The organism is Devosia sp. SL43 (assembly GCF_021729885.1).
Taxonomy (GTDB): domain Bacteria; phylum Pseudomonadota; class Alphaproteobacteria; order Rhizobiales; family Devosiaceae; genus Devosia.
Map to the genome: position 1 here is coordinate 2,361,388 of NZ_CP063401.1, position 24,732 is coordinate 2,386,119.

The window sequence follows — 24,732 nt, forward strand, 5'->3', positions numbered from 1 at the left end:
GCCGCCCTTCTGGCCGGCTACGCATTTACAAGCGGTGGTTAAGCCGCATTCTTATGAACGATCGCAGTCTTAAGGCCCTGCACGTCGACGATCAGCGCGACATTGCCGTCGCCCAGGATCGTGCCGCCGGCAATGCCGTCCACGCGTTCGAAATTCTCTTCCAGCGATTTGATCACGACCTGCTGCTGGCCGATGATGTCGTCGACGATCAGCGCCACCTTGTGGCTGCCCTCGGCCTCGCACAGCACCACGAACCGGTTTTCCGGATCCGTCTCGGTGACCATGTCGAAGCGCTTGGCCAGATCGATGACCTGCACATATTCGCCGCGCACCTGCAGCACCTGACCGCCCGATGGCACGCGTTCGAAGCTGGCGCGCGAACACTGGATGGTCTCCACGATCGAGGAGAGTGGCACGACATAGGGGCTGTCGCCGACCTTGACCAGCATGACGTCGAGCACCGCCAGCGTCAGCGGCAGGCGCAACGTCATGCGCGTGCCCTTGCCGGTCCAGGAGCGGACATGCACCGAGCCGCCGATCTTCTTGATGTTGGAGAGCACCACGTCCATGCCGACGCCGCGGCCGGAAATGTCGCTCAACGCCTCGGCCGTCGAGAAACCGGGGGCGAAGATCAACTGGTCGATCTGCTCCTCGGTCGGATTGACGTCTGGCGCCACCACGCCCTTGTCGCGGGCAACCTGCAGAACGCGTTCGCGGTTGATGCCGGCGCCGTCATCCTCGACGATGATGAGGATATTGCCACCGGCCTGCTCGGCCGACAGCCGGATCGTGCCCGTATCGGGCTTGCCACGCGCCAGCCGCTTTTCCGGCGTCTCGATACCGTGATCGGCCGAGTTGCGGATCATATGCGTCAGCGGATCGGACAATTGCTCGATCACCGTCTTGTCGATTTCGGTATTCTCGCCGATCGTCTCGAGCTTGATCTTCTTGCCGGTCTTGGTCGCCAGCTCGCGCACCAGGCGCGGCATGCGGGAAAACACCGACTTCACCGGCTGGGCGCGGATCGCCATCACCGAGTCCTGCAGGCCACGCGTCGTCTGCGCCAGCACTTCGAGGCCGCGCACCAGTTCGGTATAGCGCGCCCGCAGCGTCTCATCCATCTGCTGGGTCAGCATCGACTGGGTGATGACCAGCTCGCCCACCATGTTGACCACGCGATCGACCTTGTCGAGATCGACGCGGATCGACTGCACGCCATTGCTGCGGCTTCCACCCTCTTCGCCCTCGGCGACGGGCGCAGCGGCCAAAGCCGTCGGCTTGGCCATCGGGATGGGCGCCGCCTTGATAACGGGCGCTGCCGGCTTGATGGTCTCGGCCAGCTCGGCAAAGCTGAGGCCAGGAGCCTCTTCGAACGTGTCCTGGACTGCGGCGGCCGGGGTCGGCGCCGGAGCGGCAGGTTCAGGCGCAAAATCGAGCAGCCCGGCAACTTCGTCATCAGCCAAAGCCAGCAGATCGTCCGGTTCGGACGGTGCGGCAACAACGGCCTTGGCGACCGGCGCCGGCGCGACAGTGTCTTCAGCCTGGCCAATTGCAGCGGCGCCGACCTGGGCCACGCTGATGTCGCAGTCGCCCTCGACGAATTCGAAGACCTCGCGGATCATCGCCTCGGTCAGATCGGGGGAAACCATGGTGATTTCCCAGGAGCAATAGACGGCAAAGGGCTCGAAATCGCTGAGCGGCGGAATTTCCTGCAGCACCGCCCGCACATGCATCTGCCCCAGGGCCGCCAGCTCGCGGAACAGCAGCAGCGGGTCATTGGCGCGGGCATAGAGCGCGCGGTGTGGGGTAAACTTGATCTCCCAGTGGCCCGATTCGATCTGCATCGGCGCCATGTCGAATGCGTCGTCGACGGCCGCTTCGCCCGAAGCGTGGATGGCATCGAGATTGACCATCACCGGGGTGAAGTCGATGTCGAATTCGTCCGGACCTTCGCCGTTGTCGTCATCGTCGGCGATCGATTCGCCACGGGCCAGTGCGTCGAAGCGGGTCTTTTCGTCGATACCGTAATCGGCGGGCAGCGCCTCGCCGGTCTGGGCGGCCTTGACGTGATCGGCCACGATATCGTTGGCGCGGATGCACAGCACAACCACGTCGTCGGTCAGCTCGATGCGGCCGTCGCGCACATAGTCCAGCAGCGTCTCATAGGCATGGGCAAAGCCCACCAGCGCCGAGAATCCGAAGGCCCCGGCGCCTCCCTTGATCGAATGGATGGCGCGGAACACCGCGTTGAGTCGGTCGCTGTCGCGCTCGCCCGCTTCAATCGCAGCGAATTCCTCCTCAAGCGCTGTCAGCAGCTCGGAGCATTCGTCGAAGTACGTGGCCTTGAAATCGTCGAGATCGCTCATGCGAAACGTCCAACCCTTCTGGGCGCCAAAGTCTTAATGCACGACCCGGTTGATGACCGAGATCAGCTTTTCGGGATCGAATGGCTTCACGATCCAGCCCGTACCACCCGCCGCCTTGCCCTGGTCACGCTTGTCCTGGGAGGTTTCGGTGGTCAGGATCAGGATCGGCAAGCTCTGATGGTTGCCGGTCGCCCGCACATGGCGGATGAACTCGATGCCGTCCATGACGGGCATATTGATATCGGTGATCACCACATCAACCTGCTCGTTCTTGAGCACGTCGAGGCCCTGTTTGCCGTCCTCGGCCTGCAATACCTCAAAACCGGCATTGCTCAGGGTGTGATGCAGCATGGCGAGGATCGTCCTCGAATCGTCCACCGTCAGAACCCGCAAAGTCGTCATCCTCTCATCATCCCTGAAAACTGGACGCCCAAGCCCAGTCGCTCGATCGCGGTCGTCAATGCCGCGCTCGGCTGCTCAATAGCGAACTCAAAATGGTTTCTCCGAGCGGTCTCGGCCGCGCTGATCAGCATGAACAGCGCATTGGTGCTCACACGTTCGACAGCGCCGGCGGCAATGCTCACCGGCCCTTCCTCGACAGCATCGAGCAGACCGTCCCTGATGCCATCGAGCGAGTCGAGATCGATGATCGCTGGCAGAGCGACGGATTTCTTGGCCTTGTTGACCATGGCGAATGAGAGCCCCCGGAGTTTTCTCCGAGTGTCAGTTTCCACGGTAACGGTTTAAGAACCTTAAACATGGCTGTCGCGGGGCACTTTCTCTTGCCTTCATCTGTTGTGGAGGGGTAACCCATCAGTCAAATTTGTGCCGGACCCCGCCATGACCACAAAGATTGCCCTGACCGGCCTCGCCCGCGACCTGGCCGCCCGCGCTGAAACCGGCAAGCCGATCCGCGTCGGCGTCATCGGCTCGGGCGAGATGGGCACCGACCTCGTGACCCAGATGTCGCTGATGACAGGCATCAAGATGGCAGCCATCGCCACCCGCCGCCCCCATACCGCGCTCGAAGCCATGACCATCGCCTATGGCGAGGATTCCAAGGGCAAGGTCGCCGACAGTCCGGCGCAAGCTCTCGCCGCCATCGAGGCAGGCAAGATTGCCATCACCTCCGCCGAAACGCTGGTCACTACTGAGGGCATCGACGTGGTCATCGATGCCACCGGCAAGCCGGGCGTCGCCGCCGACTACGATCTCATCGCCATGGAGCACGGCAAGCATCTGGTGATGATGAATGTCGAGGCCGACGTTACGATTGGCCCCTACCTCAAGGCCCAGGCCGACCGGCTCGGCGTGGTCTATTCTGTCGGTGCCGGCGACGAGCCCAGCTCCTGCATGGAACTGATCGAGTTCGTCTCGGCCCTCGGCCTGCCCATCGTCGCCGCCGGCAAGGGCAAGAACAATCCGCTCAAGCACGATGCCGTGCCCGACGACTATCGCGAAGAAGCCACCCGCCGGAACATGAACCCGCGCATGCTGGTCGAGTTCGTCGACGGCAGTAAGACGATGGTGGAAATGTGCGCCATCGCCAATGCCACCGGCCTCGTCCCCGACGTGCCGGGCATGCACGGGCCCAAGGCCGACCGCGACGACATGGCGAGGGTTTTGATCCCCAAGGCCGATGGCGGCATCCTCAACAAGATGGGCGTCGTCGATTTCACCGTCGGCAAGGGCGTCGCCCCCGGGGTTTTTGTCATCGTCAAGGCCGAGCATCCGCGCATCATCGAGCGCATGGACGATCTCCATATCGGCCATGGCCCCTATTACAGCTTCTTCCGCCCCTATCACCTGACCAGCCTCGAAGTCCCGCTGACCTGCGCGCGCATCATGCTCTATGGCAAACCCGACATGGTGCCGCTGCCCAATCCGGTGGCGGAAGTCTGCGCGGTCGCCAAGCGCGACCTCAAACCCGGCGAAACCTTCGATGCCATCGGCGAGACCTGCTACCGCAGCTACACCATGACCATCACGGATAGCCGCGCTGCCAGCGCCGTCCCCGTTGGTCTGCTCGAAGGCGGCAAGGTCACAGCTCCGGTGAAGAAGGGCGAACTGCTGACCTCTGCCAACAGCCAGCCCGATACCAGCACGCGCCTCTATGCCTTGCGCGGCCTGCAGGACAAGATGCTGGGGCTGGTCTAGCCCTTCAGCACGACCTTGCCAGCCCGCCCCGCCTCACCGCTGGCCTTGACGGCCTCGGCGATCTGATCGAAACCGAAGACGCCATCGACGGGCAATTCGAGTTCACCCTTCGCGGCAGCGCTCACCAGTTCGCCGATCATCCGGCCAATGGCCTCCGGCTTCTGATTGGGCTTCATGCCCCAGAAGCCTCGGACGGTGAACTGCCGGAACAGCAGCAGCGCCGGCGTGATGCGCAGTGGCCGCCCACTCATCGCGCCGAAATTGACGATCGTGCCGCCATCGGCCATCGCCTCGGCCAGTTGCAGCGGACCATCGCCGCCGATGGAATCGAGCCCATGCTTGATATCTGCGCCACCAGTCAGCGCCTTGGCTTCTTCCAGCCAGTTCGCGCTGTCGGTCGAAACCACATGCTCTATACCAAGCGCCTTGAGTTCATCCACTGCCGCCTGCCGCCGCACGAGGCTCAGCACATGAATGCCCTGCTCCCGCGCGAAGCGCGACACGAGCTTGCCCACCGCACCATTGCCGGCATTCTGAACCAGCCATTCGCCCGGTTTCACGCCCAGGTCGACGATGATCATCTTGGCGCTGAGCGGCATGGACAGCAGCTGGCACGCCGTTTCGTCGCTGATGCTGTCCGGCACCACCAGCGCCCGCGCCGCGTCGACCAGATAATACTCTGCCCAGGTCTGCGCGGCTCCACCGGCAACGCGCTGCCCGATACTGAGATTGCTCACGCCTTCGCCTAGCGCCTCGACCACCCCCACGGCCTCGGTGCCACCGACTGCTGGCAGGGCTGGCTTGATGCCATAGCTGCCCGCTGCGGTCATCAGATCATGATTATGGATTGGCGACAGGCTCATTCGCACCAGCGCCTGCCCCTGACCGGGCACCGGCTTGGGACGGTCACCCAGCTTGAGCACCTGTTCGGGGACGCCAAAACTCTCATAGACTACGCTGCGCATGGTTTTTCCTAGGTTCTGTCCAGCCTAGATAGGCCGTCCCGGCAGCGCTGCAACCCACGATGCGCCAATCGGGCACCGGTCTTGCCCCGTTTCGGCCAATCGACTAATCCTGACGAAACTATTCATATATCGCTGAGAGCTGTTTTCATGTCCGAGACCGTCGACCCGCGCGCCATCCGGCGCCATCGCCACGAAACCCGCATGCGCCTGCTCGAAGTGGTCGCCGTCACCGACATTACCCCCCTGATGCGCCGATTCCGCCTCGGCGGCGACATGGCTGGCTTTGCCTCGCTCGGTCATGCCGATCATATCAAGGCATTCTTCTTCCCCGAAGGTGTCGAGCCCGCTTTGGCCCCCATCGGTCCCAATGGCGCCGAATGGGTCGGAGAGCGCCCGCAGATGCGCGACTATACCCCGCGCCAGTGGGATGTGGCCGCAGGGTGGATCGACCTCGATTTCGTGCTGCATGGCGATGGCCCCGCTTCGTCCTGGGCCGCTACGGCAAACGTCGGCAGCAAGTTGGTGATCGGTGGTCCGCGTGGCTCCCAGGTCGTCCCCGCCGCTTTCGACTGGTATCTGCTGGCCGGCGACGAAACCGCCTTGCCCGCCATCGGCCGCCGCATCGAGGAACTGCCCACAGGCAGCAAGGTCATCGCCATCATCGAAGTGGCCGACGCTGGCGAGGAACAGAGCTTCGAGACAAGCACGGACCTGTCGCTGACCTACGTCCACCGCTACGGCGCCGCGGCTGGCACCACCAGCCTGATCCTCGACGCGATCAAGGCCACACGCTTTCCTGACGGCACCGCCTACGCCTACCTTGCCGGCGAAAGCACCATGAGCAAGGCGGTCCGCGAGCACCTGACCAGCCAGCGCGGTTTCAACCCCGAATACGTCAAAGCCGCCGGCTACTGGCTGCTGGGCGTCGCGGACGCACAGGAACCGCATTAAGTCCAAACATTGGTCCAGACCCACACCCCTCCCAGCCTTGATCGCTCAAATCGCTCTACTGGAGCGATTTGTCCCTCCGGGCCGCTCCAAGCCCATCAAGGGGGAGGTGCTGTCCTGTGGGTTGAACTGGTTCGCGCCAAACGAGTGGAGGGACACCTCCCCCTAGATGGGGGAGGTAGTGCAGCTAGGCCCATAGGGCCGTAGCGAAACTAGGATGGGGTGAAGCCATACACACCGCCCCCTCGACTTATCCATCTTCTCCCCACCTCAGAATCCTCAGCCATAATCCCCCACGTCACCCCACGCGGCGGCCTGCAGGCGAACAGTGGTGGGTTGAGCCGGGTGGGGGTTTTGCCTCTCCCACAGGTTCCAAGTTCGGTCACGACAGGGCGAGCGTCCCCAAGGACCGGACAGTTCCAAAAACCGGCACCCCGAGGCGAACTTCGCCTCACCTTTTACTTTACCAGGGGCGAAAGCCGTCTCGGGGTCCGCTCAATGTCCGGAACCGCAGGCATCCTTGCCGGGCGGCGCCTCGGCATGCCAGAACCACCACAGGAGGATTTGCCGATGAAGCGCCTGTTTGCCACCACCGCCCTGTGCCTTGCCCTTGCCACGCCGGCCTATGCCGACGGCAAAATCTATGTGCAACTCCCCGATCTCACCTCGTATCGCGGGGCCGAGGCAGAGACGTTCCTGACGGAACTGGTCATGGCCAATATCGTCTCGTCCAACTGCGCCGGCTACGAAGTCACCGACGAAGAGTGGTCGCTATTGACCGATTCGGCCGACCTGATCGCCTATGGCCAGCTGGGACTGACGGTTGATGATACCGACACCGTCTATTACGGCCCGGCTTTCGCGGCTCTCGATCAGCCCGATACCTGCGCCGAATACGGTCCGAAGGTCGAGCCCATGCTGCAGCAATTGGTCGACCTGGGCGGTGCACGCACGGCCCTGCCGGACCAGGATGCAGCCTACGCAGCGCATCAAGTCCTGCAGGCAGAATGGGATGCACGCGCCGGACAAGGCCCCGTTGGAAAGACCAAGACCAAATGAACATTATCTCGACCATAGCCAGCATAGTCGTCTGGGCCATCGCCCTGCTGCACGTCTATATCCTGGTCCTCGAAATGTTTCTCTGGACCACGCCGCGCGGCCGCAAGGCCTTTGGCCTGACGCCGGAATTCGCCCAGCAGACCAAGGCCCTGGCCGCCAATCAGGGTCTCTACAACGGCTTCCTCGCCGCCGGTCTGATCTGGGGCTTGCTGCATCCCGATTTCTGGACCGGCATCCAGGTCCAGCTCTTCTTCCTGATCTGCATCGCCGTGGCCGGCGTCTATGGCGCCCTCACCGCCAAGCTTTCGATCCTGTTCATCCAGACCTTCCCCGCCATCCTCGCCATGGGCCTGCTGGGTGCCAAGTTTTATTTCGGCTTCGCCCAGGTGGCGCCGGTCTGATGGCAGCGCCTGCTCTGGTGGAGATCGAAGCGACCGTCGAACGTATGGAACGGCGCTATGCCGGGTCCATCCATTTTGCGGCCTATCGTGCCCTGTGCCTGCGCTTTTCTGCCGATCTCTCTGCTGCCCGCGATCTTGCACTGGCGAAATCGGGAGCGCTCATGCTGATCAAGCAACTCGAGGGGGATGGCTAGTTCGCCAGCGACGCCAATACCCGCACCCACGACCGGATACCGCGGTGGAAGCTTTCGAGATCGTATTTTTCGTTGGGGCTGTGGATCTGGTCATCCACATGGGCAAACCCGATCAGCAGCGTATCGAGACCCAGGATGCGCTTGAAGTCACCGGCCACCGGGATCGACCCGCCCGAGCCGGTGATGACCGCCTGCTTGCCCCATTCGCCCGAAAGCCCTTCGAGCGCCTGGCGCAGATGCACGCCATCGCTGGGTACGGTGATGGCCGGCGAGCCGCCATGCGCATGGAACGACACCGAGCAATCGGCCGGAATCAGCGCCTCGACATGCTTGCGGAACGCCGCCCGGATCTTCTCCGGCTGCATGCCCGACACCAGACGGAACGAAATCTTGGCGCTGGCCTTGGCCGGAATGACGGTCTTGAAGCCGTCGCCGGTATAGCCGCCGATCATGCCATTGATCTCGCAGGTCGGCCGCGCCCACAGCATTTCAAGCACCGATCGGCTTTGCTCGCCGGCTGGCACCGACAGGCCAGCCTCGCCCAGGAACGCCGCCTGGTCAAAACCGAGCCCGGCCCACTGCGCCTTCAGCTCCGGACTGATCTCGGCCACGTCGTCATAAAACCCCGGAAGTGTCACCGACCCATCCGGGGCACGCAGGCTGGCGATGATCTCCGCCAGCACCTGGTTGGGATTGCGCGCCGCATTGCCGAACATGCCCGAATGAAGGTCCTTGTTGGCACAGGTGATCTCGATCTCCTCGGCCACCAGCCCGCGCAGCATGGTGGTGATCGACGGCGTCTGCCGGTCCCACATGTCGGTGTCGCAGACCAGCGCAATATCGGCGGCCGCCAGTTCGGCGCGATTGGCCTCCATGAACGGCGGCAAATTCTTGCCGCCACTCTCTTCCTCGCCCTCGAGCATCAGCGACACTTTGACCGGCAGCGCCCCCGTCGCCGCCTTCCAGGCGCGGCAGGCTTCGATGAACGTCAACATCTGCCCCTTATCGTCAGACGCACCCCGCGCCACGATGATCTGCCGTCCATTGGTATCGGTCTTGAGCACTGGCTCGAAGGGATCGGTGTGCCAGAGATTGAGCGGATCGACCGGCTGCACATCATAGTGGGCATAAAACAGCACATGCGCGCCCGGCTGGTCGGGTCCATGCGCCACCACGACAGGATGACCGGGCGTCGGCCGCGCCGCCGCATCGAAGCCGATGCCACCGAGCTCGCCCACGATCCAGTCCGCCGCGCGCTGGCATTCGGCCGCATAGGCCGGGTCGGTCGAGATGGACTTGATGCGCAGCAGCGCATAAAGCCGTTCGAGGCTCTGGTTAAGCCCGGCATCGACCTGGGCGAGAACGGCATCGAGATTGGCGGCAGCTTTCATGGCAGCGATTCCTTTTTGCCGCCACCCTCGCCAAACCCGATGGCGCTGTCCAGCGCCCGGTATTGTCATACTTTTGGACGCGTGCTTAGTTGCCCGCCATTGGGGACCGGAAAATGGTAGCGCGCCAGGCGCCTGAAACGACGACGAGCGAGCTGATCGCGACCATTTCGGGTCGCGTGCCGACGCGTAACCTGCATTCGCTGGTGCTCTGGCAGCTCGGCGTCGCCATTGTCGGCGGCGATTATCCCGAGGGCTCGATTCTTCCCTCTGATACCGAATTGCTCGCCCGCTTTGCCGTATCCCGCACGGTGCTGCGCGAGGCGCTCAAGACATTGGCCGCCAAGGGCATGATCGAGGCCCGCGCCCGTATCGGCACCCGCGTGCTGCCGCGCCGGCGCTGGAACCTGTTCGACGCCGACGTGCTGGCCTGGCATTTCGAGACCGGCCCCGATGTCGATTTCCTGCGCAGCGTCGCTGAAGTCAGGATTGGCATCGAGCTCCAGTCCGCTGCCCTTGCCGCCGAACGGCGCAGCGAAGCCCAGGCGGCCCACCTGGTCGCCCTGGCCGACGCCATGGGCGAAGCCACCACCGCCCAGGAATTCGCCCGCGCCGACCTCGCCTTTCACCGCGCGGTGGCCGAGGCGGCCGACAATCCCTTCATGGCCTCGATCAGCACGCTGGTCGAAGTGGCCCTCACCGCCGTCTTCACCATCAGCTCGCCCGTCAACGACGGAACCAAGCTCGCCGAAACCGCCGCCGCCCACGGCGCCATCGCCCGGGCCATCCACGATCGCGATCCGGCCAAGGCCCGCGACGCCATGCGCGCCGTCATCAGCGACGGCTTCGCGCGGTCGGCGGAACGGATGGCAGCACAGGGCTAGGAAACATCGGAATGGTGGAGCTGAGCGGGATCGAACCGCTGACCTCGTCATTGCGAACGACGCGCTCTCCCAACTGAGCTACAGCCCCGTTCCGACCCTGCTGATATGGACAATATCAGGGGCGCCGACAAGGGGGATAAGTTCCGTCCCGACCCCGCCCGCCATCAGACCAGGCCATACTGCACCAGGCTCTTGCCGGTCGCGATAGAGGCCTCGGCGGCCGTGATCAGCCGGCGGCCCAGGCGCTCGCTGCCGCGACGGCCATCAATGCGCTTCATTGCGCCCATTTCATGCATGTTGTCGCGCACGTCGCGATCGAACAATGCCACCACCCGCAGCAGCAGCGTCGGCAATTCCCCTGTCGGCACGCGGCGATCGGGGAAGGCGGGCTTCAGCATCTTGCCCATGTCGCTCATCCAATAGGTGCCTTCGGATGCCACGCAGCGCTGGCCGCCAGCAGCCGGGTTGGTCATGGCATCGACCTGCAGCGCGGCGACGTCGCGCACATCGACAACCGACATGGCGAGCTTGGGTACGGCCGGCAGCTTGCCGTCGAGCAGGCGGCGGACCAGCGTCGAGGATGTGCCGGGGTCCTCATCGAGCAACGGCCCGAAGATGCCGGCCGGATTGATGACGGCAAGGTCGTCGTGCCGGCCGGCCGCATCCATCAGGCGCCAGGCTTCGCGTTCGGCAAGGGTCTTGGATTTGGGATAGGCGCCGGTGGTGGGGCTATCGACATCGGTCCAGTCCGCCTCGGTCATGAGGCGCGAGTAATCGGCGTGGCCATACTGAATGGCGGCGATCGAAGAGGTGAGGACTATGCGCTCCACCCGACTCGTCAGGGCAGCCTCGATGGCTCGACGAGTGCCGTCCACCGCCGGTCGGATGAGTTCGTCCGGGTCCTTGGGCGTTTCGAGAATGAAGGGCGAGGCGGTGTGCTGCAGGTAACGCACTCCGTCCATGGCCTCGACCCAGCCCGCATCATCAAGTAGGTCCAGCGCTACGAATTCCAGCCGCGCAATGTCGGCGCCGGCTCTGCTCAGCGTGTCGCGGACCTTGTCGGCTTTCGACAATTTGCGCACGCTGCCGCGGACGGTGTAGCCAGCATTGAGCAATTGCAGGGCGACATGGCCGCCGAGGAAGCCGGATATTCCGGTGACGAGGACACGGCCGGACATGCAGGCTCCTTTTGAACACCTCGGGACAATGCCCGCTGCCCCGCTATATGGGGTGCCTTCGGCCCGGCGCTAGACCTTCGCCCACGCTCCCGTCTTCTCGCTGGCGAACACCGCGTCGATCACCCTCATGCTGGCGATCGCATCCTCGATGCCCCAGGGCAGCGGCTTTTCGCCAAGTACGGCCAGAGAGAAGGCCTCGGCCTGTTCGGTATATTGATCGACGGCCGGCAGGATCTCGCGGCGGGCCAGCGAGCCGTCTAGCGCGCTGCTCAAATCCACGGTGATGGCGGTGTGCTGATTGGGCGGCGCGTTGAACGGGATGATGATCTCGAGCTTGCCCTTGCTGCCCAGCACCTGCACGCGCTGATGACCTGCGGTCTGGGTTGAGCAGATGAAGCTGAGCTGCCGGCCATTGCCGAAATCGGCGAGCACGCTGGCGAGGCGGTCGGTGCGGAAATTGGGATCGCGCTCGACCAGCGACACCACGCGCTGCGGTTCGGCCTCGAACAGGTAGCGCGCCGCGGTGATCGGATAGCAGCCTATATCCATGATGCCGCCACCGCCGATATCGGCCTGATTGCGCACATTGGCCGGGTCGTCGTTGAAATAGGTGAAGACCGCATTGATGGCCCTGACATCGCCCAGTTCGCCTGAGCGGATAATCTCGCGGGCGCGCTGCCATTGCGGGTGGAAGCGCACCATGAAGGCTTCGAGCACGATGCGGTCGGGCGGGCATTGGCGCAGGGCTTCGGCATCGGCGGCGTTGAGCGCAATGGGCTTTTCGCACAGCACATGCTTGCCGGCCTTGGCGGCGGCAACGGTCATCGGCACATGCAGATGATTGGGCAGGGGATTGTAGATGGCGTCGATATCGGGGTCGGCGAAGAGCTCTTCATAGGAGCCATAGGCCTTGGCGATGCCGAGTTCCTTGGCGGCAGCCTGCGCCTTGCCGAGATCGCGCGAGGCGATAGCGGTGACCTGGGAATGCGCGGAGGCCATGATGCCCGGCGTGACCTTCGCCATGCCGATATTGGCGGTGGACAGGATGCCCCAGCGGACCTTCTTGGTGCTCATGCGTGTCTCCTCATTTGTGTCAGGCTTAGCGGTGACGGAGCAGCTTGGCTAGTATGGCAGGCATGCGGAAGCGCCGCCTGGGTTGCGGTTGTCATTGGTCGCATGCCCAAGAGGGCAGCGAGGGCGGACCCCGAGACGGCCTTCGCCTCGTGATTAAAAAAAGAGACGGAAGCCGCCTCGGGGTGCCGGTTTTTGGAACGTTTCCAGCGGCGGGAAGTCATAGCAACCCACGGCCGAAACGCGAACCTGTGGGAGAAGGCAAAATCCCCACCCGGCTCACCCCACCACTGTTCGCCTGCAGGCCGCCGCGTGAGGTGATGTGGGTAGGATACGCGAGATTTTGGGGGTGGGGAGAAGATGGACAACTGGCTCCACAGTCGACTTCCCTCCCCCTTGCGGGGAGGGAGGGATCGGTGCCTCAACCCCCTACGGACAGGCCGTAAACCCCAACGTCTGGTTGTTCTTGCTCTCCTTGACCCAGAAATAGATCGGCTGGTCAGCCGTCTGGGCGGCGCACATCAGCGTGACGCGGCCTTCGCCGGTTGGCGGCGTGGCGGCGCAGGTCTCCGGCCAGTCGCGGAGCTCCTGAGCGGTGGCCTCGACGACCTGCGGGAAACTCGGATCGGCGGTGAAGATGGCACGGGCGACCTGCAGACAGGTTTCCGAAGCCATGGCGGGCGTTGCAAGCAGGACGGACAGAACGAGCGCGAGGGCTCTGGACATAGCGGTAGTTCCCAATGAATTGCGGACGATCGGCACTATGCCGGTTGTCCGCCGATCGACTGCACGGCCCTTGCGCCGGCGGCAATGCCCTTGGCCAGGGCAGAGGCTTCGTCGTCGCCAGCCAGATGCGCCGCGATGAACCCGGCGGCGAAGGCATCCCCGGCTCCGGTGGAGTCCACAACAACCACTTGCGGCGCCGGTTGTTCCACACGCACACCGTCACGTCCGCCCAAAGCCGCGCCGAGCCGGCCCCGCTTGATCAGCACCGTATCGAACCGCTCGCCCAGTACGCGCATCTGCGCCTCGTAACCGGCAACGCCAGTCAGGGCTTCGGCTTCGCTCTCATTGGCGAAGATCCAGTTGGCGCCTTGGGTCCAGTCGAGGAATCGCGGCGCACCCACTTCGAGCAGAAAGCCCACCGAGGCCGGATCGACGGCTACGGCGATGCCACGCGCCTTGGCCGCCGCGAACAGCCGCTGCACTGCGGCACGCGGGCCGGGGGCGAAGAAGCTATAGCCCGAGACCATGACCATGCCGACATCGTCGAGCAGGGTCTCCGACAGATCGTCTGGACTGAGATTGAGATTGGCGCCGCGGTCGGTCAGGAAGCTACGCTCGCCATCGGGATCGACGATGGTGACGAGCACGCCCGAGGGCTGCTCGCGGTCGCCGGCCAGGATGGCAACGACATCCAGACCCCGGAAATAGTTCTCGTACATGGTCTTGTCGGCGTGACCGACACGGGCGGCAAACACCACGTCGGCGCCCATGGCGCCCAGCCACACCGCCTGGTTGGCGCCCGAGCCACCGGGGCGGCTACGCACCGTGGCGCGACGATCGCTGCCTTTGACGATGGGGCCCTCGGGGACGACGATGACATCGGTCATCACGTCTCCGACGACAAGAATGCGCCGCTTCATGCGCGCAGCACGGCCGGCTTGGGCGCATTACGCGCCGCCAGCGCGACGGCGATCTGCGCGGCGACCTTGGCATTGTTTTCGACCAGCGCAATGTTGGCGACCAGCGACTTGCCGTCGGTCAGCTCGAAAATGCGCTTGAGCAGGAACGGGGTCAGTTCCTTGCGCGATACGCCTTCCTGTTCGGCGCCACGGATGGCCTCGGCAATGCGGGCCTCAATGGCGGATGGGTCGAGCGCGTCGGCCTCGGGGATCGGATTGGCGACCAGCACGCCGCCCATGCCCAGATCGGCCTGCATGGCAACGACCCTGGCGATATCAGCGACATCGTCGAAGCGGTGATCGACCTTTTGGCCGCTCTTGCGCGCCCAGAAGGCCGGGAAGTCGTCGGTGCCATAACCGAGCACGGGCACACCATTGGTTTCGAGCACTTCGAGCGTCTTGCCGATATCGAGGATCGACTTGGCGCCGGCACACACCACCGCAACAGGCGTGCGGCTCAGCTCTTCGAGGTCGGCGGAGATATCGAAGGTTTCCTCGGCACCGCGATGCACGCCACCAATGCCGCCCGTGGCAAACACATGGATGCCGGCCAGCGCGGCAATCTGCATGGTGGTGGCGACGGTGGTGCCGGCGATCTCGCCCTTAACCAGTAAAGCCGAGACGTCGCGACGGCTGGCCTTGGCGGCTTTGCCGCCTTCCAGGGCGAGGCGTTCGAGATCGTCGCCCGAAACGCCGACACAGAAGCGGCCATCCATGATGGCGATGGTGGCCGGAACGGCGCCATGCTGGCGGATCACCGCCTCGACATTGTTGGCCATTTCCAGATTCTGCGGATAGGGCATGCCATGGGTGATGATGGTCGATTCCAGCGCCACGACGGGCTTGCCATCGGCCAGCGCCTTCTTGACTTCGGGGCTGATGGACAAATAGGCCTTGGCGCTCATCGGATCGGTCTCTTGCAGCTGGCGGATAGGGGGCGCGACGCCCCTGTTGCAGCGGGTTTTGCGCCTTGTTGCCCAATGGCGTCAACCCCGGATGCGGCAAGCCGTCGTCCCTGCAAAATCTTGGCGGCAAGGCGCTTGTCCAAGCCCCTTTTTGGCTCTAGGGTCGCCTTCGTTACCCCAGCGGGAAAGGGCACTTCGCTGCAGAAGACCAAGATTGATCGCGTGCTCTTCGCGGATCGATATGCGCCCGGCTCCGGGCCCAGCTCTGCCACTTGCCCCAGCGCTTTCGAGCGCTCTGATTGCGCACAATCATTTCAGGCCGGATCGACCCATCCGGGCACTCAAAGATGAGCGCCCGACGCTGACCGCGCGCGCCAATGGCGCATCTCCAATTGCGGCTCGCCCGCAACGACAAAGACCAAATAGCGAATAGGAGCTTTATACAGATGAACAAGTCGCTCGCACTTGCCCTTGGCGCCCTCATGGTCGCCAGCCCCGCGCTGGCCCAGGAAGAGGCCGTGCTCAACGTCTATAACTGGTCCGACTATATTGCCGAGGACACGATCGCCAATTTTGAGGCGGCGACCGGCATCAAGGTCAATTACGACGTCTACGACAATAACGAGATCGTCGATGCCAAGCTGCTGGCCGGCAGCTCGGGCTATGACATCGTCGTGCCCTCGGGCAACTTCCTTGAGCGGCAGATCCAGGCCGGCCTGATCCTGCCACTCGACAAGTCCAAGCTGACCAATCTGGGCAATCTCGACCCCGCCGTGATGGCCACCGCCGCCGCGCAGGACCCCGACAATGCCCATGCCGTGCCCTATATGATCAACACGATCGGCTATGGCTATAACGTCGCCAAGGTCACAGAAATCCTAGGCGCCGATGCGCCCACCGACAGCTGGGACCTGATCTTCAAGCCCGAATTTGCCGAAAAGCTCTCTGCCTGCGGCATCAGCCTGCTCGACAGCCCGTCCGAAGTGATCGGCATCGCGCTCAACTATCTGGGCCTCGACGCCAATTCCGAGAGCGAGGAAGACCTGGCCAAGGCCGAGGAACTGATCAACTCGGTCAAGCCCTTCATCCGCTACTTCAATTCGAGCCAATATATCGACGATCTGGGCAATGGCGAAACCTGCGTCGCCCTTGGCTATTCGGGCGATATCTTCATCGCTGCCGATGCCGGTGCTGCTGCCGCGACGCCCGTCGAAGTGCAGTATGTGATCCCCAAGGAAGGCGCGGCGACCCTGTTCGACTTCCTCGCCATCCCGGTCGATGCGCCGCATCCTGACAATGCGCACAAGTTCATCAACTACATCCTCGAGCCCGAGGTCGTGGCCGCGATCACCAACTACGTGTTCTATGCCAACCCCAACCTGCCGGCGCTCGAATTTGTGGCTGAGGAAGTCAAGTCCAACCCCGGCATCTACCCGCCGGCCGAGACCATCGCCAAGGCCTTCGTGATGAAGGCGCATAGCCCCGATTTCGAAGAGGTGCTGACCCGCACCTGGACCCGCATCAAGACCGGTCAGTAAACGACGATCCGGGGGGCGGCACTGCGCCGCCCCTTTAGCTTATAAAGAGTGCGTCATGTCCAAAAAACCGCAGGTCGCCGCCGATACCCGCCCCTGGCGCGATCCCGCCGCCAAGCCCTTTGTGCGCATCAAGAACGTCACCAAGAAATTCGGTGACGTCTTCGCCGTGTCCGATGTGTCGCTCGACATTTACAAGGGCGAACTGTTCTGCCTGTTGGGCGGCTCGGGTTCGGGCAAATCGACCCTGCTGCGCATGCTTGCCGGCTTCGAGCAGCCGACATCAGGCACCATCGAGATCGATGGCCAGGACATGACCGCGGTCGCGCCCTACAACCGACCGGTCAACATGATGTTCCAGTCCTATGCGTTGTTTCCGCATATGAACGTGGCGCAGAACATCGCCTATGGCCTCAAGCGCGACGGCCTGCCCAAGGCCGAAATCGATGCCCGCGTCGCCGAATTGCTGACGCTGGTCAAGCTGCAGGACTATGGCGCCCGCAAGCCGCATCAGCTGTCGGGCGGCCAACGGCAGCGCGTGGCTCTGGCCCGCGCTCTGGCCAAACGGCCCAAGCTGCTGCTGCTCGACGAACCGCTCGGCGCGCTCGACAAGAAGCTGCGCGAGGAAACCCAGTTCGAGCTGGTCAAGATCCAGGAGACGCTGGGCGTGACCTTCATCGTGGTCACCCACGATCAGGAAGAGGCCATGAGCCTGGCCACCCGCATCGGGGTGATGAACTACGGCGAAATCGCCATGATCGGCGAGCCGACCGATATCTACGAATTCCCCAATTCCAAATTCGTCGCCGGCTTCATCGGCTCGGTGAACATGGTCGAGGGCGTGGTCACCGAGGACGAGCCGGGCCATGTCCGCATCCGCTCGGCCGAACTGGGCTGCGACATCTATGTGGCCCACGGCGTCGATTGCGCCCCCGACCAGATCCTGTGGTGGGCCATCCGCCCGGAAAAACTGCAGCTCAGTCGCGACAAGCCCGATGGCGTGTTCGATGCAAATGTCACCACCGGCATGGTGGAAGATATCGGCTATCTGGGTGATATGAGCGTCTACCAGGTGCTGCTCGACAGCGGCAAGCGCCTGCGCGTCACCCAAACCAACAGCGTGCGCGGCAACCCTGACGCGATCACCTGGGACGAAAAGGTCTATGTGACCTGGGGCGCCACCTCTGGCTCGGTGCTGACCGTATGAGCAGCTTCGACGCCGATCACCCCGCTCCGCGGCGCCGCGCCTGGACCGGCGTCGAGCGCGCGCTGGCAGCCGTCGGTCTGTCGGGCAAGGCACTGGTCATCGCCGCACCGGCGATCTGGCTCACCGTCTTCTTCCTCATTCCGCTAGCGGTGGTCTTTTCCATCTCGCTGACCATCAAGCAGTTTGGTCGCCCGCCCTATACGCCGCTGCTGACCAATGAAGACGGCACGGTGCAGCTGACCCTGCACCTCAACAACTATATCCGCCTCTTCACCGACAGCCTCTATGTCGCGGCCTATCTCAATTCCATCAAGATCGCGCTGATCTCGACGGTTATCGCCCTGATCATCGGCTACCCCATGGCCTATGCCATCGCCCGGGCGCCCGACCAGTGGCGCAATATCCTGCTGATGCTGGTCATCCTGCCGTTCTGGACCTCGTTCCTGCTGCGCGTCTATGCGCTGACGGGCTTCATGCGCGGCAACGGCATCATCAACCAGTTTCTCGGTCTTTTCGGCATAGAGCCGCTGGTGATGATGCAGACCGATTTCGCCGTCTATGTCGGCATCGTCTACACCTATCTGCCCTTCATGATCCTGCCGCTTTACACCAATCTGGTGAAGCTCGACGGCGCCCTGCTCGAGGCCTCCGCCGATCTCGGTGCCAAGCCGGTGCGGACATTCCTGTCGATCACCCTTCCGCTGTCCATGCCCGGCATCATCGCCGGCTCGATGCTGGTCTTTATCCCGGCCATCGGCGAATTCGTCATTCCCTCGTTGCTCGGCGGACCGTCGACGCTGATGATCGGCCGGGTGCTGTGGGACGAGTTCTTCGCCAATACCAACTGGCCGCGGGCCTCGGCGGTCGCCGTCGCCATGCTGATCGTCGTCGTCGTGCCCATCATGCTGCTGCAACGCGCACAGGATGCGGTGCAGGACAAGGAAAGGGCCAAGTAGATGCGGCGCGGCTGGTTCCTTCCCATCGCGGCGACGCTCGGCTTCGCCTTCCTCTATGCCCCCATCCTTTCGCTGGTGGTGTTCTCGTTCAACGAGAGCGAACTGGTCACCGTCTGGTCGGGCTTTTCCACCAAGTGGTACGGCGAAGTCCTGAGCGATCCGCAGTTGCTCGGCGCGGCCTGGCTCAGTGCCCAGGTCGCCTTCTGCGCCGCCACCATCGCTTTGGTGCTGGGCACGCTGTGCGCCGTCGCGCTGACCCGCTTCCGCAAGTTCCGCGGTCGCACCATGCTGGCAGGCACGGTCTCGGCGCCATTGGTGATGCCCGACGTCATCACCGGCCTCGCGCTGCTGCTGCTGTTCGTGGCCATGGAGGCCTTGATCGGCTGGCCCGCTGGCCGGGGCATCGTCACCATCATCATCGCCCACTCGACCTTCTGCATGGCCTATGTGGTCGTGGTGGTGAATTCGCGCCTCTCCGATCTTGATCTCAGCCTCGAAGAGGCGGCGATGGATTTGGGCGCGACGCCGGTGCGAGTGTTCTTCGACATCACCCTGCCCATCATCGCCCCGGCTTTGGTCTCGGGCTGGCTACTGGCCTTCACCCTGTCGCTGGACGACCTGGTGATCGCCAGCTTCGTCTCCGGCCCCGGCTCCTCGACCCTGCCCATGGTGATCTTCTCCAAGGTCAAGCTCGGCGTCTCGCCCGACGTGAATGCGTTGGCGACAATCATCATTGGCATCGTGGCGCTGGGCGTTCTGGCCGCGACGATCTTCCAGCTTCGTTCGCGCCCAAAGAAGGCGCGGGCCTGACAAGAGGCGCGCAATGGAAAGCTTCGTCGCCTATATCCGCCAGCATCGGCTCAGCCTCCGCTACGGCGTTGCCCTCGCCTTCGTTTTGGCCGTCCCGCTGCTGCTGACCCTGACCGGCGACCCGCCCGAGTTGCGCGGTATCAAGACGATTGCCTCGATACCCGTCATGATCGTTCTGTTCAGCCTGCCATCCATCTTCGGCGAGCAATCCACCATCGCGTTCACGCCGAGCTTCATCGAACGCGGCGCTCTGACGGGAATGGTGATCGCCTGCTGGGTTGCCGTCTTGTCCTGGAACCCGACATTCGAGCCGCTACGCATCATCCTCCTGACCCTGCTCGGCTTCGCCACCTATTTCGGCCTGCACATGCTGCATGGCCTGCGCCGCCGTCGTCCGGACAATCCGTGACTGGACAACACGTAAAAACGGGAGCACCATTCCTGTCATGTTCAACCAACGTGAAGGAGGTGATCCAATGTCTTATGAGATTACGGCGCTCGAAGAAGGTTTTGGGTTTGTGGTGCTGGTACGAGGTAGCCTCGGCTAGCAGCTCCTCCTGAGGCCCCGAGCGTCGGCTTTGTCCGACGCATTCGAGATCTAGAGCGTACTGCGCTCTATAGGCCGAGACTCAGGAACGGTCGTCCTTCGGGGCGACCGTTTTTGTTTGCGGCTTGACGGGGCACACCAAGCCATTGATACCGCTGACCAGATGTCTTCGGAGGCTTGATCCTTGTCCTCGGCCAATTTTGTCCTGACCCTCAGCTGCGTCGATCGCCCCGGCATCGTCGCTGCCGTCACCACCGAGCTGGCGGCGCTCGACGCCAATATCGCCGAATCCAACCAGTTCTGGGATCGGGAAACCGGCCGCTTCTTCATGCGCCTGGCCTTTACCGCCCCCGATGGCATCGGCCGCGATGCCATCGAGCGAGCCCTGAAATCCCCCATCGAGCGCTTCTCGATGAAGACCGCCCTGGCCGACGAAAACCGCAAGAAGCGCATCGTCATCCTGGTCTCCAGGTTCGACCACACCCTGCTGCATCTGCTCTACCAGATCCGCGTCGGCTGGCTCGATGCCGAGGTGGCCGCCGTTATTTCCAACCACGAAGACGCCCGCAAGATCGCCGAGGATGCAGGCATCCCCTTCCACCTGCTGCCGGTGACCAGGGACACCAAGGCCGCCCAGGAGGAGCAGGTGCTGGCCCTCGTCAAGCAGAGCGGCGCCGACCTTGTGGTGCTGGCGCGCTATATGCAGGTGCTGTCGGACCAGCTGTCGACGCGCCTGTTCGGTCAGGTGATCAACATCCACCATTCCTTCCTGCCCAGCTTCAAGGGCGCCAAGCCCTATCACCAGGCCCATGAGCGCGGCGTCAAGATCATCGGTGCCACCGCCCACTACGTGACGCCCGACCTCGACGAAGGCCCGATCATCGAACAGGAAACCGCCCGCGTCACCCACGCCATGAGCGCCGACGACCTGGTCGCCGCCGGCCGCGATATCGAAAGCCGCGTCCTGGCCCGCGCGGTGAAACTGCACTTGGAAAGCCGCGTCATGCTGAACGGGAAGAAGACGGTGGTGTTCGGATAGGGCTTTCTTACCTCGCCCCTCTGGGGAGAGGTCGACCCGCCTTCGGGTCGGGTGAGGGGTCTGCCCCCGAACGCCTCACCCAGTAAAGACCCCTCACCCGGCAGCTCCGCCGCCGACCTCTCCCCAGAGGGGCGAGGTAAAAAGAGCTAAACCGGCAAATCCTCAAGCCGCAGCGAATCCGCCAGCGTGGTCTGGTCCAACACGGCGCGCGTCGCCAGCGTCACCCGCTCGAAGACGTGGCGGATTTCGCAGCTGGCCTCGTCGCGACAATCTTCGCATTTGCGATAGGCAATCTTGGAGAGGCAGGGCAGGGGCGCGATGGGGCCGTCGATCAGCCGTAGCACTTCGCCGAACATGATCTGTTCAGGGGTCTTGAGCAGTTCATAACCGCCCGAACGGCCGCGACGACTGGCCACGAAGCCAGCCCGTTTCAGTTCGAGCAGGATTTGCTCGAGGAACTTCTTGGGAATGGCCTGTTCCTTGGAAATCTCGCCAATCATCATGGTTTCGCCGCGCCCGGCCCGGGCCAGAGCCACCAGTGCACGCAACGCATATTTGGCCTTTTGCGAGATCATCTGTCCACAGCACCCCCGACCCGTTCGACCGCTCGCCGCTACCGACCGGCGCGGGAAAAACCGCGCCGGGAAAAGCTATGCGCCTACGGCCAAGTCTTTGACAAGACCCTAGCTTTTGGGCTCGGGCACCACCGGCGGCACGCTGCCATCGGCGGGCTTGTCGGCCTTAGGCTCGGGAGCGGCGGCGTCACCAGCTTTGGGCTCTTCGGCCGGTTCCGGACCGTCTGCGTCGGCCGGGGCCGGACCGTCCTCTTCGGCCGGGGCGGGACCACCTTCGCTGACCTTGTCGGCTTCCTGCTGGGCCAGCTCTGCCTCGGCTTCCTCAGGTGTTTCCACCGCCGCGTCGTCCGCCTCTGCAACAGGCACGGATGGGGGCGCAAGCGTGATAACCTCGTCGATCGCGGCCGGCGCCTCGCCAACCTCAGGCGTCGTCGCCACGGTTTCGAGCGTCGCCGCTGGCAGCGCTTCCTCAGCCTCAGGCGGCGGCAGGATGATCACGTCATCGGCAGGCGTGGCCTCCACCACGTCGAGCACGACAGGATCGGCAGCCGGTTCGACCACAGCGGGGTCCGCCTCGATGGCGGGGACTAGGCCGCCTTCATTGACTTCTGCGGCTTCCTGCGCTTCCAGCTCGGCCTCTGCCTCAGCAGGCGTTTCCGGCGGGGCATCGGGCAGTTCCTGCTCCGACACCGCTGCAGACTCTGCCCTCGCTTCGGCAGCAGCCTCAGCATCGGGACGCGCCTCCGCCGCCATGGCAGCTGCTGCGGCGGGCGCAGCCGCAACCATTTCGAGCAGGTTGTCGCTGGGCGGCAGCTTGGGTTCGAGCGGCTTGGCCTCAGGCGCCTTGTCGTCGACGCGGTCGCCGCGCAGCCAGGCCAACATGCCCAGGCCGATTTCGCGCTCGCCCATGATGACCGTATCGGCACCCCATTGGCGCAGATGCGCCTCTTCCTCGTCGGAATGGGCCCGGGCGATGATGCGGATGGACGGGCTAAGCTTGCGGCCGACTTCACAGACCGTGCCGGCCTCGAAGCCATTGGGGATGGCAATCATCAGGCACTGCGCCCGCTCCAGATTGGCCAGCTTGAGCACGTCGACGCTGGCGGCATTGCCCACCACCACCTCGATGCCGGCAGCACGGGCAGCCGCGACCGAATGATCGGAATCCTCGATCACGACCACTGGCGCGCCGGCAGCATGGAGGCCCTCGCCCACCACGCGTCCGACCCGGCCAAACCCGACCAGCACCGTATGATCGGTCTGCCGCGTCGGCTCGTGCGTATCGTCGTCGGCGCCGGGCGCCCCGATGTCGATGCCGGGCTGGCTCGGCGCATCTGTGGTGATGGGGCCATCGGAGGCCTCGGATGTCTCGGTGGGCTCGACACGCACGCCGTCGCGCTCGTATTTCTCGGCCTTGCGCTGCGCCGCCTTGGCTTCGAAGCGCGGCTTGACCAGATCGACCGCCCAGAACACCACCGGGTTGAGCACGATCGAGATCAATGCCCCGGCCAGGATATAGTCCTGTCCTTCCGGCGGCAGGATGGCGAGCGACACGCCCATGCTGGCCAGGATGAACGAGAACTCGCCGATCTGCGCCAGCGACGCCGAAATAGTCAGCGCCGTACCGACCGGCCGCTTGAACAGCAGCACGATGGCAAAGGCGGCAGCCGATTTGCCGATGACGATGATGAACACCGTGGCGATGACAGGCAGCGGGTTGGTGATGATGATGGTCGGGTCGAACAGCATGCCGACCGAGACGAAGAACAGCACCGCGAAGGCGTCGCGCAGCGGCAGCGTTTCCTGCGCCGCGCGATGCGACAGCTCGCTTTCCGACAGGATCATGCCGGCAAAGAAGGCACCCAGCGCCAGCGACACGCCGAACAGCACCGCCGAACCCAAAGCCACGCCAAGCGCGATGGCCAGCACCGCCAGGCGAAACAGCTCGCGGCTGCCGGTATGGGCCGTGCCATGCAGGGCCCAGGGGATGACGCGGCGGCCGACCACCAGCATGAAGCCGACAAAGGCGGCGACCTTGAGGACGGTCAGGGCAAGCACACCCCAGATACCCACCGAGCCGCCGACGATGCGCTCGACGAAGGACACGAATGGGTCGTGCACCGCATTTTCGCCGCCACCCAGGCTGGCCAAAGCCGGGATCAGCACCAGCGCCAGCACCATGGCGAGGTCTTCCACGATCAGCCATCCGACCGCGACGCGGCCCTTTTCGGTTTCAATCAGGCGCCGATCCTGCAGCGCCTTGAGCAGCACAACGGTCGACGCGACCGACAGCGCCAGGCCGAACAGCAGGCTGGCGCCCAACTCCCAGCCGAGCAAAAGGCCGAGGCCCGCACCCAGAAGTGTGGCAAAACCCATCTGCGCCACCGCGCCTGGAATGGCCAGGGCGCGGACGCTCATCAGGTCCTTGAGCGAGAAATGGAGGCCCACGCCGAACATCAGGAGGATGACGCCAAGCTCGGCGAGCTCGGCACCCAGCGCCTGATCGGCCACGAAACCGGGCGTATGCGGCCCGACTAGAATACCGGCAAAGAGATACCCCACCAGCGGCGGCATCTTGAAGCGATTGGCGATCATGCCAAAGATAAAGGCCAGCACCAGACCCGCGACGATCGTTGAGATCAGGGGGGTATCGTGGTGCATTTTGCCTCCGCCGTTGGTTTATCGACCTGATATGGTTGGAAATCTCTATTGCCAAGATGGGGTATAGAGGCGCGTTGTGCAAGCGCCAGCGCGACCGGAAATGTCAGCAGTTTGGCTGACTTGGACGAAAGACTTCACAGGTTCGGATGCAAGAGCCCAAGTTTGTCTTTGTTATGTCGTGTGACGCACGGAACTTGATGC

The 24,732-nt window shown here is 63.8% G+C and carries 23 protein-coding genes, 1 tRNA gene and 1 pseudogene; 12 read left to right on the forward strand and 13 right to left on the reverse strand.

What is annotated here, in order from left to right:
• Positions 1–38: 38 nt before the first annotated feature.
• The 3 genes from IM737_RS11550 to IM737_RS11560 are packed head-to-tail and all read right to left on the reverse strand — an operon-like array spanning position 39 to position 3,055.
• Positions 39–2,366, reverse strand: a complete 2,328-nt coding sequence (locus IM737_RS11550) for a chemotaxis protein CheA (RefSeq protein WP_236894075.1) — start codon at positions 2,364–2,366, stop codon at positions 39–41.
• A gap of 33 nt (positions 2,367–2,399) precedes the next feature.
• A complete protein-coding gene (locus tag IM737_RS11555) occupies positions 2,400–2,768 on the reverse strand; it encodes a response regulator (protein ID WP_236894076.1) in 369 nt (122 codons plus the stop codon).
• Positions 2,765–3,055: an STAS domain-containing protein gene (locus tag IM737_RS11560; protein WP_236894077.1), complete on the reverse strand. Its 291-nt coding sequence runs from the start codon at positions 3,053–3,055 to the stop codon at positions 2,765–2,767. Before IM737_RS11560 ends, IM737_RS11555 begins: the two co-directional genes overlap by 4 nt.
• Before the next feature lie 151 nt (positions 3,056–3,206).
• Between IM737_RS11560 and IM737_RS11565 the strand changes: the two genes are divergently transcribed.
• The gene (locus IM737_RS11565) at positions 3,207–4,523 is read left to right on the forward strand and encodes an NAD(P)H-dependent oxidoreductase (RefSeq protein WP_236894079.1); all 1,317 of its coding nucleotides are present in this window, start codon (positions 3,207–3,209) and stop codon (positions 4,521–4,523) included.
• On the opposite strand, the gene IM737_RS11570 is transcribed toward IM737_RS11565, so the two are convergent.
• On the reverse strand, positions 4,520–5,488 hold the full coding sequence (locus tag IM737_RS11570; protein ID WP_236894082.1) for a zinc-binding dehydrogenase: 969 nt from the start codon (positions 5,486–5,488) through the stop codon (positions 4,520–4,522). The genes IM737_RS11565 and IM737_RS11570 overlap by 4 nt on opposite strands.
• 147 nt (positions 5,489–5,635) lie before the next feature.
• On the opposite strand from IM737_RS11570, the gene IM737_RS11575 reads away from it, so the two are divergent.
• The 4 genes from IM737_RS11575 to IM737_RS11590 all read left to right on the forward strand — a co-directional run bounded on the left by IM737_RS11575 (position 5,636) and on the right by IM737_RS11590 (position 8,090).
• Positions 5,636–6,439, forward strand: coding sequence for a siderophore-interacting protein (locus tag IM737_RS11575; RefSeq protein ID WP_236894084.1), 804 nt, complete (start codon positions 5,636–5,638; stop codon positions 6,437–6,439).
• 495 nt (positions 6,440–6,934) lie between these two features.
• Positions 6,935–7,495 carry a hypothetical protein gene (locus IM737_RS11580; RefSeq protein ID WP_236894085.1) on the forward strand — a complete coding sequence of 187 codons (561 nt, stop codon included), beginning with the start codon at positions 6,935–6,937 and terminating at the stop codon, positions 7,493–7,495.
• Positions 7,492–7,896, forward strand: coding sequence for a DUF1304 domain-containing protein (locus IM737_RS11585; protein ID WP_236894087.1), 405 nt, complete (start codon positions 7,492–7,494; stop codon positions 7,894–7,896). Before IM737_RS11580 ends, IM737_RS11585 begins: the two co-directional genes overlap by 4 nt.
• Positions 7,896–8,090, forward strand: coding sequence for a hypothetical protein (locus IM737_RS11590; protein WP_236894088.1), 195 nt, complete (start codon positions 7,896–7,898; stop codon positions 8,088–8,090). The genes IM737_RS11585 and IM737_RS11590 overlap by 1 nt, the downstream gene beginning before the upstream one ends.
• Here IM737_RS11590 and IM737_RS11595 read toward each other — a convergent pair.
• On the reverse strand, positions 8,087–9,481 hold the full coding sequence (locus IM737_RS11595; RefSeq protein WP_236894089.1) for a M20/M25/M40 family metallo-hydrolase: 1,395 nt from the start codon (positions 9,479–9,481) through the stop codon (positions 8,087–8,089). The genes IM737_RS11590 and IM737_RS11595 overlap by 4 nt on opposite strands.
• A 113-nt stretch (positions 9,482–9,594) precedes the next feature.
• On the opposite strand from IM737_RS11595, the gene IM737_RS11600 reads away from it, so the two are divergent.
• Complete coding sequence (locus IM737_RS11600; RefSeq protein WP_236894090.1) at positions 9,595–10,362, forward strand: FadR/GntR family transcriptional regulator; 768 nt, start codon at positions 9,595–9,597, stop codon at positions 10,360–10,362.
• A 12-nt stretch (positions 10,363–10,374) separates the two neighbouring features.
• Here IM737_RS11600 and IM737_RS11605 read toward each other — a convergent pair.
• From IM737_RS11605 to IM737_RS11630, 6 genes are all read right to left on the reverse strand, one after another.
• A tRNA-Ala gene (locus tag IM737_RS11605) sits at positions 10,375–10,450 on the reverse strand.
• A 76-nt stretch (positions 10,451–10,526) separates the two neighbouring features.
• Positions 10,527–11,540, reverse strand: coding sequence for an SDR family oxidoreductase (locus IM737_RS11610; protein ID WP_236894091.1), 1,014 nt, complete (start codon positions 11,538–11,540; stop codon positions 10,527–10,529).
• A 69-nt stretch (positions 11,541–11,609) separates the two neighbouring features.
• A complete protein-coding gene (locus tag IM737_RS11615) occupies positions 11,610–12,614 on the reverse strand; it encodes a Gfo/Idh/MocA family protein (RefSeq protein ID WP_236894092.1) in 1,005 nt (334 codons plus the stop codon).
• A 426-nt stretch (positions 12,615–13,040) separates the two neighbouring features.
• Positions 13,041–13,337: a hypothetical protein gene (locus IM737_RS11620; protein WP_236894093.1), complete on the reverse strand. Its 297-nt coding sequence runs from the start codon at positions 13,335–13,337 to the stop codon at positions 13,041–13,043.
• A 35-nt stretch (positions 13,338–13,372) separates the two neighbouring features.
• Positions 13,373–14,224 carry a carbohydrate kinase family protein gene (locus IM737_RS11625; protein ID WP_236894094.1) on the reverse strand — a complete coding sequence of 284 codons (852 nt, stop codon included), beginning with the start codon at positions 14,222–14,224 and terminating at the stop codon, positions 13,373–13,375.
• 29 nt (positions 14,225–14,253) lie between these two features.
• Positions 14,254–15,201: a pseudouridine-5'-phosphate glycosidase gene (locus IM737_RS11630; RefSeq protein WP_236894095.1), complete on the reverse strand. Its 948-nt coding sequence runs from the start codon at positions 15,199–15,201 to the stop codon at positions 14,254–14,256.
• A gap of 446 nt (positions 15,202–15,647) precedes the next feature.
• Here IM737_RS11630 and IM737_RS11635 point away from each other — a divergent pair, with 446 nt between their 5' ends.
• From IM737_RS11635 to purU, 6 genes are all read left to right on the forward strand, one after another.
• Complete coding sequence (locus IM737_RS11635; RefSeq protein WP_236894096.1) at positions 15,648–16,739, forward strand: polyamine ABC transporter substrate-binding protein; 1,092 nt, start codon at positions 15,648–15,650, stop codon at positions 16,737–16,739.
• Positions 16,740–16,794: 55 nt separating this feature from the next.
• The gene (locus tag IM737_RS11640; protein ID WP_236894097.1) at positions 16,795–17,943 is read left to right on the forward strand and encodes an ABC transporter ATP-binding protein; all 1,149 of its coding nucleotides are present in this window, start codon (positions 16,795–16,797) and stop codon (positions 17,941–17,943) included.
• Entirely contained in the window at positions 17,940–18,899 is a 960-nt protein-coding gene (locus tag IM737_RS11645; RefSeq protein WP_236894098.1) for an ABC transporter permease subunit, read from the forward strand. Before IM737_RS11640 ends, IM737_RS11645 begins: the two co-directional genes overlap by 4 nt.
• Entirely contained in the window at positions 18,900–19,709 is an 810-nt protein-coding gene (locus tag IM737_RS11650) for an ABC transporter permease subunit (RefSeq protein WP_236894099.1), read from the forward strand. It abuts the gene before it with no gap.
• Positions 19,710–19,722: 13 nt separating this feature from the next.
• On the forward strand, positions 19,723–20,118 hold the full coding sequence (locus IM737_RS11655) for a hypothetical protein (RefSeq protein ID WP_236894100.1): 396 nt from the start codon (positions 19,723–19,725) through the stop codon (positions 20,116–20,118).
• Between the two features lie 322 nt (positions 20,119–20,440).
• Entirely contained in the window at positions 20,441–21,295 is an 855-nt protein-coding gene (gene purU, locus IM737_RS11660) for a formyltetrahydrofolate deformylase (protein WP_236894101.1), read from the forward strand.
• A 146-nt stretch (positions 21,296–21,441) separates the two neighbouring features.
• Here purU and IM737_RS11665 read toward each other — a convergent pair whose 3' ends face one another.
• Both IM737_RS11665 and IM737_RS11670 read right to left on the reverse strand, forming a co-directional pair.
• Positions 21,442–21,870: an RrF2 family transcriptional regulator gene (locus tag IM737_RS11665; protein WP_236894102.1), complete on the reverse strand. Its 429-nt coding sequence runs from the start codon at positions 21,868–21,870 to the stop codon at positions 21,442–21,444.
• Positions 21,871–22,674: 804 nt separating this feature from the next.
• Positions 22,675–24,531 (reverse strand): annotated as a pseudogene (locus tag IM737_RS11670) (cation:proton antiporter domain-containing protein); the annotation flags it as partial.
• Between the last annotated feature and the right edge of the window lie 201 nt (positions 24,532–24,732).

Excerpts from the sequence above, each read along its gene's own strand:
- IM737_RS11580 (WP_236894085.1), top strand. The coding sequence starts at position 6,935 with ATGTCCGGAACCGCAGGCATCCTTGCCGGGCGGCGCCTCGGCATGCCA.
- IM737_RS11585 (WP_236894087.1), top strand. The coding sequence starts at position 7,492 with ATGAACATTATCTCGACCATAGCCAGCATAGTCGTCTGGGCCATCGCC.
- IM737_RS11595 (WP_236894089.1), bottom strand. The coding sequence starts at position 9,481 with ATGAAAGCTGCCGCCAATCTCGATGCCGTTCTCGCCCAGGTCGATGCC.
- IM737_RS11625 (WP_236894094.1), bottom strand. The coding sequence starts at position 14,224 with ATGACCGATGTCATCGTCGTCCCCGAGGGCCCCATCGTCAAAGGCAGC.
- IM737_RS11665 (WP_236894102.1), bottom strand. The coding sequence starts at position 21,870 with ATGATCTCGCAAAAGGCCAAATATGCGTTGCGTGCACTGGTGGCTCTG.
- IM737_RS11620 (WP_236894093.1), bottom strand. The coding sequence starts at position 13,337 with ATGTCCAGAGCCCTCGCGCTCGTTCTGTCCGTCCTGCTTGCAACGCCC.
- IM737_RS11565 (WP_236894079.1), top strand. The coding sequence starts at position 3,207 with ATGACCACAAAGATTGCCCTGACCGGCCTCGCCCGCGACCTGGCCGCC.
- IM737_RS11600 (WP_236894090.1), top strand. The coding sequence starts at position 9,595 with ATGGTAGCGCGCCAGGCGCCTGAAACGACGACGAGCGAGCTGATCGCG.
- IM737_RS11615 (WP_236894092.1), bottom strand. The coding sequence starts at position 12,614 with ATGAGCACCAAGAAGGTCCGCTGGGGCATCCTGTCCACCGCCAATATC.
- IM737_RS11575 (WP_236894084.1), top strand. The coding sequence starts at position 5,636 with ATGTCCGAGACCGTCGACCCGCGCGCCATCCGGCGCCATCGCCACGAA.
- IM737_RS11610 (WP_236894091.1), bottom strand. The coding sequence starts at position 11,540 with ATGTCCGGCCGTGTCCTCGTCACCGGAATATCCGGCTTCCTCGGCGGC.
- IM737_RS11550 (WP_236894075.1), bottom strand. The coding sequence starts at position 2,366 with ATGAGCGATCTCGACGATTTCAAGGCCACGTACTTCGACGAATGCTCC.
- IM737_RS11645 (WP_236894098.1), top strand. The coding sequence starts at position 17,940 with ATGAGCAGCTTCGACGCCGATCACCCCGCTCCGCGGCGCCGCGCCTGG.
- IM737_RS11555 (WP_236894076.1), bottom strand. The coding sequence starts at position 2,768 with ATGACGACTTTGCGGGTTCTGACGGTGGACGATTCGAGGACGATCCTC.
- IM737_RS11635 (WP_236894096.1), top strand. The coding sequence starts at position 15,648 with ATGAACAAGTCGCTCGCACTTGCCCTTGGCGCCCTCATGGTCGCCAGC.
- IM737_RS11570 (WP_236894082.1), bottom strand. The coding sequence starts at position 5,488 with ATGCGCAGCGTAGTCTATGAGAGTTTTGGCGTCCCCGAACAGGTGCTC.
- IM737_RS11630 (WP_236894095.1), bottom strand. The coding sequence starts at position 15,201 with ATGAGCGCCAAGGCCTATTTGTCCATCAGCCCCGAAGTCAAGAAGGCG.
- IM737_RS11650 (WP_236894099.1), top strand. The coding sequence starts at position 18,900 with ATGCGGCGCGGCTGGTTCCTTCCCATCGCGGCGACGCTCGGCTTCGCC.
- IM737_RS11640 (WP_236894097.1), top strand. The coding sequence starts at position 16,795 with ATGTCCAAAAAACCGCAGGTCGCCGCCGATACCCGCCCCTGGCGCGAT.
- IM737_RS11590 (WP_236894088.1), top strand. The coding sequence starts at position 7,896 with ATGGCAGCGCCTGCTCTGGTGGAGATCGAAGCGACCGTCGAACGTATG.
- IM737_RS11655 (WP_236894100.1), top strand. The coding sequence starts at position 19,723 with ATGGAAAGCTTCGTCGCCTATATCCGCCAGCATCGGCTCAGCCTCCGC.
- IM737_RS11560 (WP_236894077.1), bottom strand. The coding sequence starts at position 3,055 with ATGGTCAACAAGGCCAAGAAATCCGTCGCTCTGCCAGCGATCATCGAT.